The sequence below is a fragment of the Kitasatospora sp. NPDC001309 genome (assembly GCF_042896295.1).
Lineage (GTDB): Bacteria > Actinomycetota > Actinomycetes > Streptomycetales > Streptomycetaceae > Kitasatospora.
Genome location: NZ_JBIAXC010000023.1, coordinates 22,689 through 36,195, shown reverse-complemented (window position 1 = coordinate 36,195; position 13,507 = coordinate 22,689). Strand labels below are relative to the sequence as shown.

Annotated in this window: 13 protein-coding genes; 4 read left to right on the top strand and 9 right to left on the bottom strand. The window is 73.8% G+C overall.

Annotation, left to right across the window (positions count from 1 at the left end; all coding sequences use genetic code 11):
* Positions 1-107: 107 nt before the first annotated feature.
* Positions 108-932 carry an inositol monophosphatase family protein gene (locus ACFY2K_RS22730; protein ID WP_380525247.1) on the top strand — a complete coding sequence of 275 codons (825 nt, stop codon included), beginning with the start codon at positions 108-110 and terminating at the stop codon, positions 930-932.
* 89 nt (positions 933-1,021) lie between these two features.
* Here ACFY2K_RS22730 and ACFY2K_RS22725 read toward each other — a convergent pair whose 3' ends face one another.
* From ACFY2K_RS22725 to ACFY2K_RS22700, 6 genes are all read right to left on the bottom strand, one after another.
* Positions 1,022-1,858, bottom strand: a complete 837-nt coding sequence (locus ACFY2K_RS22725) for an amidohydrolase family protein (RefSeq protein WP_380643421.1) — start codon at positions 1,856-1,858, stop codon at positions 1,022-1,024.
* 113 nt (positions 1,859-1,971) lie between these two features.
* Entirely contained in the window at positions 1,972-3,606 is a 1,635-nt protein-coding gene (locus ACFY2K_RS22720) for an acyl-CoA dehydrogenase family protein (protein ID WP_387713522.1), read from the bottom strand.
* Entirely contained in the window at positions 3,590-4,294 is a 705-nt protein-coding gene (locus ACFY2K_RS22715; protein WP_380525250.1) for a TetR/AcrR family transcriptional regulator, read from the bottom strand. The genes ACFY2K_RS22720 and ACFY2K_RS22715 overlap by 17 nt, the downstream gene beginning before the upstream one ends.
* Positions 4,295-4,470: 176 nt before the next feature.
* On the bottom strand, positions 4,471-5,964 hold the full coding sequence (locus tag ACFY2K_RS22710; protein ID WP_375887840.1) for a S28 family serine protease: 1,494 nt from the start codon (positions 5,962-5,964) through the stop codon (positions 4,471-4,473).
* A 302-nt stretch (positions 5,965-6,266) separates the two neighbouring features.
* On the bottom strand, positions 6,267-7,160 hold the full coding sequence (locus ACFY2K_RS22705) for a trypsin-like peptidase domain-containing protein (RefSeq protein WP_380593043.1): 894 nt from the start codon (positions 7,158-7,160) through the stop codon (positions 6,267-6,269).
* Positions 7,161-7,314: 154 nt separating this feature from the next.
* Positions 7,315-7,944, bottom strand: coding sequence for a TetR family transcriptional regulator (locus ACFY2K_RS22700; RefSeq protein WP_380406134.1), 630 nt, complete (start codon positions 7,942-7,944; stop codon positions 7,315-7,317).
* Positions 7,945-8,071: 127 nt separating this feature from the next.
* Here ACFY2K_RS22700 and ACFY2K_RS22695 point away from each other — a divergent pair, with 127 nt between their 5' ends.
* From ACFY2K_RS22695 to ACFY2K_RS22685, 3 genes are all read left to right on the top strand, one after another.
* On the top strand, positions 8,072-8,227 hold the full coding sequence (locus ACFY2K_RS22695; RefSeq protein WP_375887834.1) for a hypothetical protein: 156 nt from the start codon (positions 8,072-8,074) through the stop codon (positions 8,225-8,227).
* A 50-nt stretch (positions 8,228-8,277) separates the two neighbouring features.
* A complete protein-coding gene (locus tag ACFY2K_RS22690; RefSeq protein ID WP_380525253.1) occupies positions 8,278-8,661 on the top strand; it encodes a hypothetical protein in 384 nt (127 codons plus the stop codon).
* A 128-nt stretch (positions 8,662-8,789) separates the two neighbouring features.
* Positions 8,790-9,668: a metallophosphoesterase family protein gene (locus tag ACFY2K_RS22685; RefSeq protein ID WP_380525260.1), complete on the top strand. Its 879-nt coding sequence runs from the start codon at positions 8,790-8,792 to the stop codon at positions 9,666-9,668.
* Between the two features lie 160 nt (positions 9,669-9,828).
* On the opposite strand, the gene ACFY2K_RS22680 is transcribed toward ACFY2K_RS22685, so the two are convergent.
* From ACFY2K_RS22680 to ACFY2K_RS22670, 3 genes are read right to left on the bottom strand one after another with little or no spacing between them, the layout of a single operon-like run.
* Positions 9,829-12,408 carry an ABC transporter permease gene (locus ACFY2K_RS22680; RefSeq protein WP_380643406.1) on the bottom strand — a complete coding sequence of 860 codons (2,580 nt, stop codon included), beginning with the start codon at positions 12,406-12,408 and terminating at the stop codon, positions 9,829-9,831.
* Complete coding sequence (locus tag ACFY2K_RS22675) at positions 12,405-13,160, bottom strand: ABC transporter ATP-binding protein (protein ID WP_375887825.1); 756 nt, start codon at positions 13,158-13,160, stop codon at positions 12,405-12,407. The genes ACFY2K_RS22680 and ACFY2K_RS22675 overlap by 4 nt, the downstream gene beginning before the upstream one ends.
* Positions 13,157-13,459, bottom strand: a complete 303-nt coding sequence (locus ACFY2K_RS22670) for an SHOCT domain-containing protein (protein ID WP_375887823.1) — start codon at positions 13,457-13,459, stop codon at positions 13,157-13,159. Before ACFY2K_RS22670 ends, ACFY2K_RS22675 begins: the two co-directional genes overlap by 4 nt.
* Positions 13,460-13,507: the final 48 nt, after the last annotated feature.

Genomic DNA, 13,507 nt, shown 5'->3' with positions numbered 1-13,507 from the left:
TCGGCAGTCCTGACGGTACTCCTTGTCCTGCCCGGCCGGAACGCGGCCGGAACGCGCCGGGACGCACCGGACCGGGGCGGAGCAGCACGGAACCGAGGAGGCAGGACATGGACGGACAGGGACAGGTCGCGGAGCTGTGGGCCCTGACGGAGGCCGTGGAGGCGGCGGTGCGCGAGGTCGGCGCGGGGCTGGCGGCGGCCCGGCCGGTCGAGCCGACCCCGGGGCGGACGGTCGAGGAGGCGATGGCCCGGTTCGCCGAGCTGGACGGCCCGGCCGCCGCCGAACTGCGCGAGCGGCTCACCGCGCTTCGCCCGCAGGCCGGGTGGGTGCCGGAGGAACTGGACGGCTCGGTGCCCGCCGAGGGCGAGTGGTGGGTCTGTGACGCGACCGACGGCGCGGTGCAGTACCTGCTCGGGCAGCCGCACTGGGCGGTGACGGCCACGCTGGTGCGCGACGGCACGGCGGTGCTGGCCGTGGTGCACGCCCCGGAGCTGTTCGGCGCGGGCCGGACCTACCGGGCGGTGCTGGGCGGCGGCGCCCAGTTGGACGGGCGGCCGATCACGCCGCTGGAGCGCGAGCTGGCGGCCACCGTCGCCGCCACCAGCCAGCCGCCGCTGGTGGCCGCCGACCCGGTGGCGCTGCGCCGGGCCGGCGAGTCGCTGTCCGCGATGGCGGGCGCGGTGCTCGCGGTGCGCAACCTCGGCCCGACCGCGCTCCAGGTGGCGCAGGTCGGCTCCGGGCACCTGGCGCTGTTCTGGCAGTACGGGCAGGACGCGGGCAACCTGCTGCCGGGCGCCCTGGTGGCGAGCGAGGCGGGCGCGACGGTGACGGACACCGCCGGGTCGGCCTGGACGGCCGGCTCGGACGGCTTCCTCACCGCCGCGCCCGGACTGCACGCGGACGCGGTGGGGGTGCTGCGCGCGGTCGGGTGAGGCCCGGGGTGGGACTTGGGTGAAGCCTCGGGCGAGGCCACGGGTGAGGCCTCACGGGTGAGGCCACGGGTGAGGCCTCAGGTGAGGCCTCAGGTGAGACCGAACAGCGCGGCCGCGTTGTCGTGGCAGACCGCCCGCAGCCACTCCTCCCCCAGCCCCAGTCCGGCCAGCGCCTCCAGCTGGTGGACGTACCGGTACGGGATGTTGGGGAAGTCGCTGCCGAGCAGGACGCGCTCCCGGAGCCCGCGCAGGCGCGGCAGTTCGTCGCGCGGGAAGGGCACGTCGGCCTCGGCGAAGTCGGTGAACGCGATGGTGGTGTCCAGCCGGACGGCCGGGTGGCGCTCGGCCAGGTCGAGGAAGTCGCGGTACTCGGGCATGCCCAGGTGGGCGACCACCAGGACCAGGCCCGGGTGCCGGTCCAGCACCGCGCCGATCGGGCCGGGACCGGTGAACTTGCCCGGCACCGGCCCGGATCCGCAGTGGGTGACCACCGGGGTGCCGGTCTCGGCGAGCAGCCCCCAGACCTCGTCCAGCCGGTCGTCCGTCGGGTCATAGCCGCCGACCTGGAGGTGCGCCTTGAACACCCGGGCGCCGTCCTCGATCGCGCGGGCCACGTAACCGGCTGCCCCGGGTTCGGGGAAGAAGGTCGCGGTGTGCAGGCACTCCGGGGTGCGGGCGGCGAACTCGGCGGCCCAGGCGTTCAACCAGCCGGCCATACCCGGCTTGTGCGGGTACAGCATGGACGTGAACGCCCGGACGCCGAAGTCCCGCAGCCGCTGGACCCGCTGCTCCTCGGCCTCGCGGTAGGTGATCGGCCAGGGGCGGTTCACCAGCGGACCGGCCGCGTCGAAGTACGCCCAGACCTTGTCGAGGACGTTCTTCGGCATGAAGTGGGTGTGCACGTCGATCAGCCCGGGCAGGCCCAGGCCCTGCCAGAACTCCCGTACGCCTGCGGACTCCTGGTCGTTCGCGGGGTCGTGCTGCTGATCGTTCGCGGGGTCGTGCTCCCGATCGTTCGCGAGATCGTGCTCCCGATCGTTCACGCGGGCACCGGGCGGGCGCGGTCGATGATCGCGGCGGTGTCGACGCCGGACGGCAGGGTGCCGAAGGCGGCGCCGTGGTCACCGCCGAGCCGGCTCGCGCAGAAGGCGTCGGCCACCGCCGGGCTGCCGTACCGGACCAGCAGCGAACCTTGGAAGGCCAGCGCCATCGACTCCACCAGCCGCCGGGTGCGGTACTCCAGGTCGGTCGGGTCGCTGAACTGCTTGCGCAGTCCGGCGACGGCCGCGTCCAGCCGGCGGTCCGCCCCGGCCGCCGCGTCGAGCTCGCCCATGAAGGCCTCGATCGTCTCCGGCCGCTTGGCCATGGCGCGCAGGGCGTCCAGGGCGGCGACGTTGCCGGAGCCCTCCCAGATCGACACCAGCGGTGCCTCGCGGTAGAGCCGGGGCATCCCGGACTCCTCGACGTAGCCGTTGCCGCCCAGGCACTCCAGCGCCTCGGCGGAGTGCGCCGGACCGCGCTTGCAGACCCAGTACTTGGCCACCGCCAGGCCCAGGCGCCGCACCAGCGCCTCGTTCCCGTCCCCGGCGAGGGTGAGGTCCGTCGCGTGGGCCAGCCGCATCGCGACGGCCGTGGCCGCCTCGGACTCCACCACCAGGTCGGCCAGCACGTTGCGCATCAGCGGCTGGTCGACCAGCGCCTTGCCGAACGCCCGCCGGTGCAGGGCGTGGTGGACCGCCCGGGTGGCGCCGTAGCGCATCCCGGAGGCGGCGCCGATCGTGCAGTCCAGACGGGTCATGTTGACCATCTCGATGATGGTCGGCACGCCCCGGCCCTCCTCGCCGACCAGCAGGCCGACCGCGCCGTCGTACTCCAGCTCGGCGGAGGCGTTGGACTTGTTGCCGAGCTTGTCCTTGAGCCGCATCAGGTGCAGCCGGTTGCGGCTGCCGTCCGGGAGGACGCGCGGCAGCACGAAGCAGCTGAGCCCGCCGGGGGCCTGGGCGAGGGTCAGGAAGAGATCGGACATCGGCGCCGAGGTGAACCACTTGTGCCCGGTGAGCCGGTAGCTGCCGTCGGACTGCGGGACGGCGGTGGTGGTGTTGGTGCGGACGTCCGAGCCGCCCTGCTTCTCCGTCATCGACATGCCGGCGATCAGCCCGCGCTTGGTGCGCGGCTCGCGCAGCCCGTAGTCGTACTCGGTGGCGGCCAGCAGCGGCTCCAACTCGGCTGCCAGGGCCGGGTTCTGGCGCAGGGCCGGGACGGCGGCGTAGGTCATCGAGATCGGGCAGGTGTGACCGGCCTCGACCTGGCTCCAGACGAAGAACTTGGCGGCGCGGGCGGAGTGGGCGCCGGGCCGGTCGTCCCGCCAGGGCGCGGCGTGCAGGCCGTAGGACACGGCGGTGCGCATCAGCTCGTGCCAGGACGGGTGGAACTCGACCTCGTCGATCCGGTGGCCGAAGCGGTCGTGGGTGCGCAGCACCGGCGGGTTCTCGTTGGCCAGCCGGCCCCAGTCGGCGGCCTGCTCGGAACCCGCCAAACGGCCGAGCTCGCGCAGTTCGGGCTCGGCCCAGCCGGCGCCGGCCCGGTGCAGGGCGGCGAGCAGGGTCGGATCGGCGGCGGTGTCGTGTCCGTACGGCAGGGGCACCTGGTTGGTGACCTCATGCGTCGCTGTCATCGCGTCCTCCCAGGGCACGCAGGGTGAAGGAGACCAGGGCGGGGACCACCTCGGCGGTGGCCCGCTGGGGGTCGGAGTGGGGCCGGGGGCCGGAAGGCTGAGGGTCGGAGGGCTGAGGACCGGGGAGCCGGGCGTCGGAGGGCTGGGGGCCGGAGGGCTGGGCCGCGAGCGGGCCGGCCAGGGCCTCGCCGACCGCGCCAACCAGGGCGGCGGCGGTCAGCACCGGGTCCTGCTCGGGGAGTTCGCCGGCCGCCACGGCAGCGGCGATCTCGGTGGCGATCACGTCCCGGAACGCCCGCCGGAACACCAGACGCTCGCCGTCCACCACCGTGTCGGCGGGCTCGACCAGCAGCGCGTACGCCAGCCGGGGGGCCCGCAGGGCACGGGTGGCGAAGGTCTCGACCACGGCGGCGATCCGCTGCCGCGGGGTGTCCCGCAGCGCGACGGCGGCGTTCACCGCGGCCATCTCGCGGGTGACCACCCGGCGGAACAACTGCACCGACAGCTCGGCCTTGTTGGCGAAGTGCTGGTAGAGGCTGCCGGTCGCGATCCCGGCGCGGTCCGCCACCGCGGCCATGGTGCAGCCGCCGTAACCGCGCTCGGCGAGCAGGCCGACCGCCGACTGCAGCACCGCCTCGCGCTGGGCGTCCAGGCGGGCTTGGACGGCGGGGGTGCGTCGGTAGGCCATGGAAGCATTGAAGCACCGATTCACTGCTTCGGGGAGGGGGAGGGAGAGCCGAGACGGCGGCAGCAGCGGGACCTGCGGGAACGACGGCGGGAACGACGGCGGGAACGACGGGAGGCCGCCCCGGGCGGGGCGGCCTCCTGGTCCTGCTCCTGGTTCTGCTCCTGGGCTACGCAGCGCTACAGCGGGCGGCGCTCCTGCTCCAGGCGCTGGCCCTCGACGTCCAGCGGGCCGAACGGCGCTCCCGGCTGCGCCGACTTGGCGAGCGAGCGGGCGGCGGCCTGGTCGCCCAGACCGGCCCACTCCAGCACCTTGGCCGTGGCCTCCGCCGACTGGTCGGCCGGCAGCTTGCCGATGTTGGAGCCGTGGTTGCCGCCGGGCACGACGTAGACGTAGCTGTCGTCACTGCCCCGGCCGAGGTGGAACGGCTTGGCGCCCCACGGGTCGTTGCCGCCGTAGACGAACATCATCCGCTCGCCCTCGCGCTTCACCCAGCGGTCGATGTCGGGCATCGCCTTCGGGTTGAAGACGGTCGGGATCTCCTTCGGCACGTAGGAGCGGGCCGAGTAGAGGTCCTTGTAGTCGTAGTGCAGCTGGTCCTTCAAGTACGAGACGTCGAAGAACGGCGCACCCAGCTCGGTCGCGGCCTGGTAGTAGTACGCGGTGTACTTCGCCAGCGACTGGTCGCTGTTGCCGGTGATGCCCGACTGGGCGTCGTACCACGCGTACAGCTCGTCGTCGGTCGCGGTCGCGGCCACCGGGACCTTCGCGCAGTCCGACTCCAGGCTGTACTGCCAGAACGCCCAGACGACGTCGAGCACGCCGGCCTCGTAGGCGCGGTCCGGGGTGCCGAGGGTGTTGAAGGTGGAACCCGCCGCCTTGTTGTCGGCGATGTAGCGCGACTCCAGGCGGTCACGGCGCACCAGCAGCTCGCGCTGGGCGGCGTTCAGCTTGGCGCGGCACTCCGGGGTGCCGACGTTGCGGAAGAACTCGGTGTAGGCCGCGTAGTCGCTGACGTCGGTGTTGTTCGGCGCGACGTACGCGATCGTGCCGGCCACGTCGTCCGGGTAGAAGCGGCGGTAGAAGGTCGACGACATGCCGCCCTTGCTGGCGCCGGTGGAGAGCCACTCCTGGTCGTAGATCCGCTTGAGCGCGGTCACCAGCTTGTGCGAGTCGGCGGCCTGCTGGCGGATGCCCGCCTTGGACCAGTCGGCCGGCTCCGGGCGGGAGGGGGTGAAGTACCGGTACTCGATGGAGACCTGGTTGCCGTCCACCAGCCGGGTCGGCTCGGTGCGGGACGGCGTGGTGCCCAGCGTGTAGCCGTTGGTGTAGAAGACGGTCGGGCGGTCGTAGCCGCGGTGCAGCACGCTGAAACGCTGCTGGAAGGTGCCCAGCCAGGGGCGGAAGTGGTCGATCGGCTGGGTGTAGGTGGCCAGGAAGTAGCGGTGGCCGGTGGTGGTGGGCTTCTCCTCGGTGATCGTCACGCCGGGGATCGCCGCCAGGCGGTCCTTGATGTCGGCGGTCGGGTCGTCGGCGGGGCTCCGGCCGTGCGCGGCCCCGGACGCCTCGGCCCCGCGGCCGGTGTCGGCCGAGGCCGGAGCGGCCAGGCCGCCGATCGCGAACATCGGTATCAGCAGGGCGGATACCAGCAGCCTCTTGAACCTGGTGGTCATCAACTCTCCATCTGGTCAACGGACATGACGTGCCTCGTCGGCACTACTCTGCGGTGCGGGTGGTGCGGTGGCCGCCCGGTGGACGGCCGAATGGGCCACCCGCCTGGTCGCGGGTGGCCCATCGGGGAGAAGGTGCTGGTCAAGGGGGTCGCTGCGGTTCCTTCGACGGCCCGGAGGCCAGGTGGGTCGGCCCGCCCGCCGAGGGGGTGCGGTGCGGGCGGGCCGGGGCACCCGGGCCGGGCCAGGGCTTACGGACAGGGCTTGCACGGACAGGGCTTACGGGCAGGGCGTGCGAGCGGGGCCTACGGGCGGGGCAGGGTGCAGCCGGCCAGGGTGAGGTCGAGGCGGTTGCCGGGTGCGAAGCAGGCGGGGATGCCGTAGGTCTCCTGGGCGTAGCCGATGCCCTGGTGCACCGTGACCGCGCCCGACTCGTCGACCTCGCACGGGTTGTCCAGGGTGCAGGACTCGCCGCTCTCGTTGATCGTGTTGTTCACGGCGACCAGCAGACCGGTCGAGGCGTCGACCACCGGCGAGCCCGAGGTGCCGCCGATCACGTTGCAGCCCGAGGTGTAGCGGACCGAGTCCTTGAACGTCCAGTCGGCCTCGTTCAACTGGTAGGCGAAGCCGTCGATCGAGCAGGAGTAGATCTTCTTCCAGTAACCGGAGACGACCCGGATGTCCGCGCCCTGGTTGGGGTGGGTGTCGGCGATCGTCAGCGGGGAGATCCCGTACTTCGACTTGATCGAGGCGTAGCTGGTGTTCAGCTGGTAGATCGACACGTCGGTGTCGGTCATCGCGCCGTAGACCACCTTGGTCGCGCGCAGGGTGGCGAGGCGGCCGCCGGTCGAGTTGAGCAGGGTGAAGGTCCGGCTGGAGGGCTGGTTGAGGACGACCTCGCCGGGGCCGGGCATACCGGACTCCAGGCAGTGGCCGTTGGAGAGCACCAGGGCCGGGTCGGTCGCGGCCGAGCCGGGCATCCGCACCAGGGAGCCGGAGCAGTTGCTGAGCGCGACCGTCCCGGCGAAGCTGACGGCGGCCGGCTTGGCCGCCGGAGCGGAGCCCTCGGCCTGGGCAGCGGCCTCCGTCGGGGCGGTGACCTGCACCGGGGCGGCGGCCTGGGCCGGGGCGGCACCGCCGAGGGCGGTGGCTCCCGCGACCAGGAGCGTGGCGAGCATGCCTATGAGCGGCTTCTTCATGAGAGACCTCTCGGTGTGGGGGTCCCCCAAAGCTGTCGCGGACATGACTTACTGTCAAGAGTCAAAACCAGACCAAGAGAACACCCCTGGTCATGGAATCGACCGCCCGGCGCCCGGGCGGGTGCCCGGCCCGGCACTCAGGGCCCTACTGCGGTCAACTCCCCTGCCAGTGCCGCCGGCCGAGGCTGATCAGGCGCAGCTGCGAGCGCGCCGTGGCGGCGATCCGCTGCTCGCGGGCGGGGTCCGCCTCCTGGGCCTCCAGGAAGGCGGAGGCCGTCGACACCATGTGGTCGACGTAGAGCTCGGCCAGCATCCGCAGGTCCTGCTCGCTCCAGCCCGCCGAGACCGGCTGGAGCGCCAGGGCGGAGCCCACTTCGGCGGCGAATCGGCCCAGTTCGGCGTCGATCGCCTCGCGCACCTGCCGGACCCCGCCGTGCCGCTCGCGCGACAGGAAGCGCACGTGCGGCCGGTGTTCGCGGACGTGCCGCTGGATGACGTCCACCGCCCGGTCGATCAGCTCCTCGGCGCCCCCGGCCTCGGCGAGCACCGAGCGGATCATGACGTGCAGGCTGGCCAGCGACTCCTCGACCAGGGCGACGCCGAGGGCGGCGAGGTCCGGGAAGTGCCGGTAGAAGGCGGCCGGGGACAACCCCGCCTCCCGGGTGACCTCGCGGACGCCCAGGCTCGCCAGGTTCTGATCGGCCAGCAGGTGCAGACCGGCGTCCAGCAAGGCCCGCCGGCTCTGCTGCTTCTGGGCCTGTCTGGCCCCCACGGTGTGATTCACGCCATTCAGTAAACAGTCGTTTGCCGAACTTGGCCAGCCGGGCGTACAGTGGGCCTCGAAGTCAGTGAACACTTGTCAACCGAAATCGGCGCGGCAGCAGCCGCAGCCGCAGCCGAAGGAGCCAGCCGTGATCCTGTTCTCCGCACTGGTCGCCATGGGAGTCCTGATCGGCACCGCCGCCCACCTCCCCCTCCCGGTGTTCCTCGCCGCCTCCGCCGCCATCTCCGCCTGGCTGCTCGCCTTCGGCGCCCGCGAAGGCGTCGCCCGCCTGCGGCACCGCTGAGCCCGCCGCACCGTCCACTCCCGTCGACCGCCGAGAGGACCGCCACCGCCATGAGCACCGTCACCGACCACGCCGTCACCAGCAACGCCGTCACCGGCCGCGCCGTCATCAGCAACGCCGTCACCAGCCGTAACAGCGCCGGCCGTACCGCCGCCGTCCGCAGCAGCGCCGAGCGCGCCGCCGAGGAGCGTCAGGGCACCGCCGAGGCCGACAACCTGGCCGTCGCCTCCTTCCTGCTCGGCCTCCCGGGCCTGCTGCTCTTCAACCTCGTGCTGGGCCCGATCGCCGTCACCCTCGCCACCCTGGCCCTGGTCCGCGGCACCAGCCGCCGCGGCCGCGCCTTCCTCGGCCTGGCCCTCGGCATCGCCTCGCTGGCCATCCTCGCCGTCACCACCGCCACCTCCCACGGTGTGCTCATCGACCTCGGCTCCTGACCGGGCTTCAACTCCCTGGCGCCCCGGGCCGAACAGTCGATCATGTCAACCCTGCCCACGACCCCCGCCCGCCACGTAGGGTGGCCACATCGGCCGGGTGACCACAGGGGGCAGGAGTGAGTACCGAGATCCGCAGCGACGCACAGCCGAGGCCCACCGGGGCGGGCGGGGGCGGGCGGCTGCTCGCGGTGAGCGACCTGCACATCTCCTACCGGGAGAACCGCGACCTGGTGGAGAAGCTCCGGCCCACCCACCCCGACGACTGGCTGCTCGTCGCCGGTGACGTCGCCGAACTCACCACCAGCATCGAGTGGGCGCTCGGCCTGCTCGCCGACCGCTTCGCCCGTGTGGTGTGGGCCCCCGGCAACCACGAGCTGTGGACCCACCCCGAGGACCCGGTCCAGCTCCGCGGCGTGGCCCGCTACAACCACTTGGTGGAACTGTGCCGCGCCCTCGGCGTCGTCACCCCCGAGGACCCCTACCCGCTCTGGCACGGCCCCGCCGGCCCGGTGCGGATCGCCCCGCTCTTCCTGCTGTACGACTACACCTTCCGCGCCCCGGGGACGACCACCAAGGAGGAGTCCCTGGCGGCCGCGTACGAGAGCGGCATCGTCTGCGCGGACGAGCGGATGCTCCACCCGGACCCGTTCCCGGACCGCGACTCCTGGTGCCGCGAGCGCGTCCGGCTGACCGAGCAGCGGCTCGCGGCCTGCGACCCGGACGTCCCGCTGGTCCTGGTCAACCACTACCCGCTGGTCCGCCACCCCACCGAAGTCCTCTGGTACCCCGAGTTCGCCCAGTGGTGCGGCACCGAGCTGACCGCCGACTGGCACCGCCGTTTCAACACCGCGGCGATGATCTACGGGCACCTGCACATTCCGCGCAAGACCTCCTACGACGGCGTCCCGTTCGAGGAGGTCTCGCTCGGCTACCCGCGCGAGTGGCGCAAGCGCGGGCTGCCGGACCCGCTGCTGCGGGAGGTGTTCCCGCAGGTCACGGTGAGCTGATCAGCCGGCCCGCTGCCCCGCTGATCCACCGACCCGCTGACCCGCCGGCCCACTGACCCGCCGGCGCACTGACCCGCCGGACCCGGGACCTCGGGGAGGCCCTCTGCGAGGGGGCCTCCCCCGCTCCCGTACCCCCTCCTGCTCCACCGCTCCCTCCTTCCTACTCCGCCGCGATCGCCCGCAGCACGTCCAGCCGCGCGGCCCGCCCGGCGGGGCGGAGCCCGGCCACCGCTCCCGCGAGCAGTCCGGCCGCCAGGACCACGGCCAGTTGCCCGCCCGGGAGCGCGAACGACCCCGTCCCCGCGCTGTCCGAGGCCTTCACCAGCGCCCAGCCGAGGAAGACCCCGAGCCCCAGGCCGCCCACCGTCCCGAAGGCCGCCACCAGCACGGACTCCCAGCGGACCATCGCGCGCAGCTGCGCCCTGGTCTGGCCCACCGCCCTCAGCAGCCCCAACTCCCTGGTCCGCTCGTGCACCGCCAGCGTGAGGGTGTTGGCGATGCCGAGCAGGGCTATCAGGACGGCCAGCGCCAGCAGCGCGTAGACCACCGAGAGCATCATGTCGACCCCGGAGGCCGCGCTCTTCGCGTACTCGGCCCGGTCCTGCACCTGCGGACTGCCGTAGGGCACCAGCGCCTTGACCACCGCCGCCTTTCCGGCGGACGGCGAAACGCCGTCGCGCAGCCCGATCGCGACCATGGTGTCGGCGTCCTGCCCCCGGTGCGGGGCCCAGACCTGCCTGGTCATCAGGTAGTCGCCGGCCAACCCGCCGCCCTCGTACAGGGCACGGATGGTGAACGGCCCGCTCGCTCCGTCGGTGAAGCCCACGGTGACGGACTGTCCGAGCCGCCAGCCGTGCTGCTTCGCCTCGCTGCGGGAGACGGCGAGGCCGTCCGTGCCGAGCGCGGTGAGCGAGCCGTCCACCCGGCCGAGGTCGACGATGCCGGGCAGCCGGGCCGGGTCGGTGACGTCCAGGGTGCGGCCGTGCCCGTCGATCCGGGCGACGCCGCGACCGAGCCCGACCGTCTGCCGCACCTCGGGCAGCGCGGCCAGGGCGTCCGCCGCCTTGGGGCTGATCCCGCTGCCGCCCGCCCCGAAGGAGGCGGTGGTGACGGCGAGGTCGCCCGCGAAGGACTTGTCCACCGTGTCGTCCAGGGTGGCCCTGATCGAGGCGCCGAAGACGGTGAACAGCGTGACCACCGCGACGCCGATCATCAGCGCGCTCGCCGTGGCCGCCGTCCGGCGCGGGTTGCGGGCCGCGTTGCGCCGGGCCAGCAGTCCGGAGACCCCGCGCAGCCCGGGCAGCGGTGCGCCCAGTGTCCGGACCGCGACGGCCGCGGCGACCGGCCCGAGCACCACCGTGCCAGCCAGCACCGCCAGCGCCCCACCCGCCGTCAGCAGGACCGACGGGCCGTCGGTGGCACCGAGGACGGCGACCGGTACGCCGCCCGCCAGCAGCATGCCCCCGAGCACCACCCGGACGAGCCCCGCCCGGCCCCGGGCCGCCCCGTCGACCGCCGTCTCCCGCAGGGCCGCCAGCGGCGCCGTCCGGCCGGCCCGGACGGCCGGCAGCAGCGCCGAACCGACCGCCACCAGCGTGCCGACCAGCAGCGGCAGCACCACGGCGGCGGTGCTGATCACCATGCCGCCGGTCGGCAGGGCGAAGCCGAGCACCGAGAACAGCGCCTTGAGGCCGGCCGCGACCCCGATCCCGCCGAGCAGCCCGCCGAACGAGGCCAGCAGGCCGACCAGGGACGCCTCCGCGAGCGTCGCCCCGAGCACCTGGCCGCGCGCCGCGCCGAGTGCCCGCAGCAGCGCGTTCTCCCTGGTCCGCTGGGCGACCACGATGGCGAAGGTGTTGTGGATGGTGAACGTCGCCACCAGGAGGGCGATCCCGGCGAACACCAGCAGCAGCGTGGTGAACAGGCTGAGGAAGCGCCCGGACACCTGCTGGGTGCTCTCCTGGGTGGCCGCGGCGCCGGTGACCGCCTGGACGCCGGCGGGCAGGTGCGGGCCGATCCGGTCGACCAGCTCCCGCTGGGACACCCCGCCCGCCGCCCGGACCTGGATCGAGCTGGCCTGCCCCGAACCCTTGGGCGTGAGGTGCTGCTCGGCGTCGGCGAAGGTCATCGCGGTGAAGGTGCTCGGCCCCATGCCGTCCGCGCTCGCCCCGAAGGTGGCGATGCCGACGACGGTGACGGGCACCGGATCGGGGGTGCGCAGCACGGTGGTCGAGCCGAGGTGCAGCCCGCCCGCCTTGGCCGCGCCCCGGTTGACCACGACCTCGCCCGGCGCGGCCGGTGCCCGGCCCTCGGCCAGCCGGTAGGGGTTCAGCCGGGCGTCGGTGAGCCAGTTCCCCGCCAGGGTGGGCGGGCCCTGGCCGCCGACCGGTTTGCCGTCGCTGCCGATGAGTTGGCCCGCGCCCTGGACGGACGGCTCGGCGGCCGCCACACCGGGCAGCGCGCGCAGCCGGTCGGCGAGCGCGGCGTCGACCGGGGCCCGCACCCCGCCGGGCGCAGCCGGGGAGTCCAGGACGTCGGCGCTGCGGACCACCGCGTCGGTGCCCGCGTTGGCATCGGCGAACAGGGTGTCGAAGTTGGCCCGCAGGGTGTCGCCGAGCACCATCGTGCCGGTCAGGAAGGCGACGCCGAGCAGGATGGACAGCAGGGTGCCGGCCAGCCGGCGCTTGTGGGCGCGCAGCGAGCGCAGGCTGAGCCGGAGGGTGGCGTCGGCCGCGGTCATGACCGCCCCCGTTCGAAGGCCTTCATCCGGTCGAGCACCCGGTCGGCGCTCGGCCGCGCCATCCGGTCCACCAGCCGCCCGTCGGCGAGGAACAGCGCCTCGTCGGCGTGGCCGGCCGCCGTCGGGTCGTGGGTGACCATGACGACGGCCTGCCCCATCTCGTCGACCGCGCGGCGCAGCAGGCCGAGCACCTCGCCGCCGGTGCGGGAGTCGAGGTTGCCGGTCGGCTCGTCGGCGAAGACCACCTGCGGCCGCCCGGCGAGCGCCCGGGCCACCGCGACCCGCTGCTGCTGGCCGCCGGAGAGCTCGCTCGGGCGGTGCCGCAGCCGGTCGCCGAGGCCGACCACCCCGATCAGGGTGTCCAGCCAGGCCTGGTCGGGGGCGGCTCCGGCGAGGTCCAGCGGGAGGGTGATGTTCTCCCGGACGGTGAGCGTGGGCACCAGGTTGAAGGCCTGGAACACGAAGCCGATCCGCTCCCGGCGCAGCAGGGTGAGCCGCCGGTCGTTCAGTGGGCCGAGTTCGGTGTCGCCGATCCAGGCGCTGCCGGCGGTGAGGGTGTCCAGTCCGGCCGCGCAGTGCATCAGGGTGGACTTGCCCGAACCGGACGGCCCCATGATCGCGGTGAACCGCCCGGCCGGGAACTCCACCGTCACGTGGTCCAGCGCCCGGACCTCGGTGCCGCCGACGCCGTAGACCTTCACGGCGTCGGCGACCCGGGCGGCGGTGCCGCGTACGACGTCGAGGGTGGTCACGCGGCGCCACCGCCCCGGGGGACGTCCCGCGTCGGCTCGGTGAGCACCGCCCGCTTGGCGCGGTACTCCTCGGCGTCGATGTCGCCCTCGGCGTAGCGGCGGCCCAGGACGGCGAGCGGGTGCTCCGCGCCACCCGGGGCGCCGGCCCCGAACCCGCAGGCGCCGCGCCGCCGCCAGACCGTCCGGCGCAGCAGGGTGATCACCAGGACCACCACGGCGATCCAGACCAGGGGTACCAGCAGGATCCAGGGGCCCGGCCCGTGCCAGTCCGCCAGTTGCTCCGCCAGCTGTGTGGTCATCACGGTTCATCTCCTCGGTCGGCTCCACGGCCCCGGGTCTTCCCGAGG